The sequence below is a fragment of the Kitasatospora sp. NPDC059571 genome (assembly GCF_042735675.1).
Classification (GTDB): domain Bacteria; phylum Actinomycetota; class Actinomycetes; order Streptomycetales; family Streptomycetaceae; genus Kitasatospora.
This window is the reverse complement of sequence record NZ_JBHWBW010000673.1, coordinates 1-3,114: the sequence shown is the minus strand read 5'-3', so window position 1 is coordinate 3,114 and position 3,114 is coordinate 1. Positions and strand designations below refer to the sequence as shown.

3 protein-coding genes and 1 tRNA gene are annotated in these 3,114 nt (G+C 72.8%); all 4 read right to left on the bottom strand.

Annotated elements, in window-relative coordinates; translation table 11 throughout:
- Positions 1 to 37: 37 nt before the first annotated feature.
- Complete coding sequence (locus ACFV0G_RS37630) at positions 38 to 697, bottom strand: hypothetical protein (protein WP_380557802.1); 660 nt, start codon at positions 695 to 697, stop codon at positions 38 to 40.
- Between the two features lie 328 nt (positions 698 to 1,025).
- Positions 1,026 to 1,099, bottom strand: a tRNA-Ile gene (locus ACFV0G_RS37625).
- 16 nt (positions 1,100 to 1,115) lie between these two features.
- Positions 1,116 to 2,492: a class I SAM-dependent methyltransferase gene (locus ACFV0G_RS37620; protein ID WP_380557799.1), complete on the bottom strand. Its 1,377-nt coding sequence runs from the start codon at positions 2,490 to 2,492 to the stop codon at positions 1,116 to 1,118.
- Between the two features lie 211 nt (positions 2,493 to 2,703).
- The coding region (locus tag ACFV0G_RS37615; protein ID WP_380557796.1) for a DUF3566 domain-containing protein at positions 2,704 to 3,114 on the bottom strand (411 nt) is incomplete at its 5' end.

The window sequence follows — 3,114 nt, the reverse complement described above, 5'->3', positions numbered from 1 at the left end:
GGCCGCCCGCCCCCCCCCGGCGCCCCGGGGGTCCTGATCAGCGGCCGCGACCCCGGCGGCGGCCCCGCGCCGCGCCGAGCCCGCGGCGGAGTTCGGCGACATCGGCGCGCAGCTCGCGCATGTCGTCGGCGAGCTCGCGCAGCCCGTCCGCGACCTCGCAGAGCCGGGCGCTCATCGCGCGGACCAGCGCACGGTCGGCCAGCACCATGCGCTCGCAGGCGGCCAGCCGGGCGCCGGCCTCGCCGGTGAGCACCCGCCGCTCGGCGGCGTCGAGCAGCGCCTCGTGGTCGAGGTACCGGGCGGCGGAGGCCTCGGCATCGAGCAGGCGGGAGCGCACCTGCCGGGCGACGTCGCTGTCGCGCAGCAGCATCGCGACGTTGAGCACGGCCCGCCGGGAGAAGAGCAGAGCCCGTCCCCCATTCGGGCTAAGCTTCATATTGAAGCTTGGGCTGACCTGGGCGTTTGCCGACCTGTGGATAACTTTGAGCCCGTTGTCCACAAGTTCGGCGCGGTGCCGCTGGACGAGCGTGTTGATGGTCCGCTCGACGACCTCGAAGTAGTCGGCGACCATGCGCGTGGTGACGTGGAGCCCGTCCGGCAGCAGGACGACGGCCTTCACGCGGTCGAGCACCTCGACGCGTTCGCACATCGTCCGACGCAGCGTCGGGGATTCGAGCAGGGCAGCTTCCCTGGACATGGGGGTGCCTCCATGACGGAGTGGATGGTGGTCCGCCCGTTCACCCCGGGCCGGGGGCATGGACTTCCGCCGGCAGGAGCGGAGGTCGCGCCACGTCCACGGATCCCATGACCGGGACTCCGCCCGGCAATCCCCTGATTCACAACGGTTTCGAGTCGTCCAACCCCAAGGTGCCTCCGCGCACCCGGCCCAACAAGGACCGGCCGGCACGGTTACGCCGTTCGGGCGGGGGGCGTCGGCCCGGCACCACCGGCCCCGGCCTCCGCACTCGGCGCAACAGGCATGCAGAAGGGCCCGGATGACGAATCATCCGAGCCCTTCCGGTCGGTGGGGCTAACAGGACTTGAACCTGTGGCCTCTTCCTTATCAGGGAAGCGCTCTAACCGTCTGAGCTATAGCCCCTTGCCGCACTGAAAGATTAGCGGACCGACGGCCGATCTCCCAAATCCGTATCGGCGGCCGTGGCGGGACCGGGCTGGTCGGCGGTGCGGCGGGCCGCCGAGAGCCACTGCTCGCGGGTGGCGGGGAGGCCGCTGGCACCGGACTCGGGGGTGCGGACGGCGAGGACCTGGTTGATGCCGATCCGGTTCTCCTCGAAGGCCACCGCGGAGGCCGCCATGTAGAGCCGCCAGACCCTGGCCCGGCCCCGGCCGACCAGTGCGGCCGCCTCCGGCCAGCGGGCCTCCAGGTTGGCCACCCACTCGCGCAGGGTGAGTGCGTAGTGCTCGCGGAGCGACTCGACGTCGCGCACCTCGAAGCCGGCCTCCTCCAGGACCGAGACCGTGGAGCCGATCGGGGACAGCTCCCCGTCCGGGAAGACGTACCGGTCGATGAAGGGGCTCAGCCGGTAGGGCTCGCCGGGGCGACTCGGACGCCGGGAGATCTGGTGGTTCAGCAGCCGGCCGCCGGGGGCGAGCAGCCGGTAGAGGCCGTCGGCGTAGGTCCGGTACTGCTCGGTGCCCACGTGCTCGGCCATGCCCACGCTGGAGATCACGTCGAAGGGGCCGTCCGGGATCTCCCGGTAGTCCTGGAGGCGGATCTCAACGCGGTCCGCCAGACCGGCCTCGGCGATCCGGCGGCGGGCCAGCTCCACCTGCTCCGCGGAGATGGACACACCGACCGCGGTGACGCCGTACCGCCGGGCCGCGTGCAGCAGCAGCGAGCCCCAGCCGCAGCCGACGTCCAGCAGGCGCAGACCGGGCCGCAGGCCGAGCTTGCGGCAGATGAGGTCGAGCTTGGCCTCCTGGGCCGCCTCAAGGCTCTTGGCGCCCGGCTCCCAGTACGCGCAGGAGTACACCATCGTCGGGCCCAGCACGAGGCCGTAGAAGTCGTTGCCGACGTCGTAGTGGTGGCTGATCGCCGCGCGGTCGCGCTGGCGGCTGTGCAGCCGCCCCCTGGCGCGCCGGACCTCCTCCGGCGGGGGAGCGGGCTGCGGGCCGACCGCACCGGCCCGCAGGACGGCCCGGAGCGCGGCGCGGCCGGGAGTGCGGACGGCATCGGCCAGGTGCAGCCGGCGCGCGTCGGGCCGGTCGGCGAAGCGGCCGGCCGCGGAGAGCACCTCGTACAGGTCGGTGTCGGGGGCCAGGTCGAGGTCGCCGGCGACGTACGCGCGGGCGAGGCCGAGCTCGCCGGGCTGCCAGAGCAGGCGGCGCAGGGCGCGGCGGTTGCGCAGGACGATCGTGGGCGCTCCGGGCGGCCCGGCGGTGCTGCCGTCCCAGGTCCGGATACGGAGGGGGAGAGAGGTGCCGAGGAGCTCCTCGGCCGCGCTGACCAGCTCCGTCGCGATCTGTGCCATGACACACCTCCGAGCAGCCGAGACCGACCGACCGGGTCCGCTCCCGGACACCGCCACAGCCAACCCCCGCCGCCACCGGAGCGGGCTCCGGCACGCCGGGGACGGCGCGGCTCTCACCCGGATGCCAGCGGGCCCCGACGGTTGCAACAACCGTCGGGGCCCTGTTCTTCCCGGCAGTTGACCGGGTGTCAGCGCACTGGGAGGGGCGGGCTCAGTCCTCTTCGGCGAGGGTGAGCTCGACACCGCCGGCGAAGCCGGCCGCCGTGTTGTAGATGAACGCGGAGAGGGTGGCCAGGGCGGTCATCAGGACGACGTCGACCACGGCGATCAGCGTGGTGAACACCATCACCTCGCCGAAGCCGAGGTAGTCCATCAGGTTGAACCCGCTGTTGGAGTCCGAGCCGGTGACGTCCTTGAGGGTGCTGGTCAGCGAGTCGAAGACGCCCAGGCCGTCGAGGACCATCCAGAGCACGGCGGCGGCGACGATGATGATCACGCCGACGGCCAGCGACAGCAGGAAGCTGACCTTCATGACGGACCACGGGTCGGCCTTGATCACGCGCAGCCGGGCCTTGCGGACCCGGCCGGCCGCCTGGCCGGCACCCGTGCCGGCGCCCTGGGC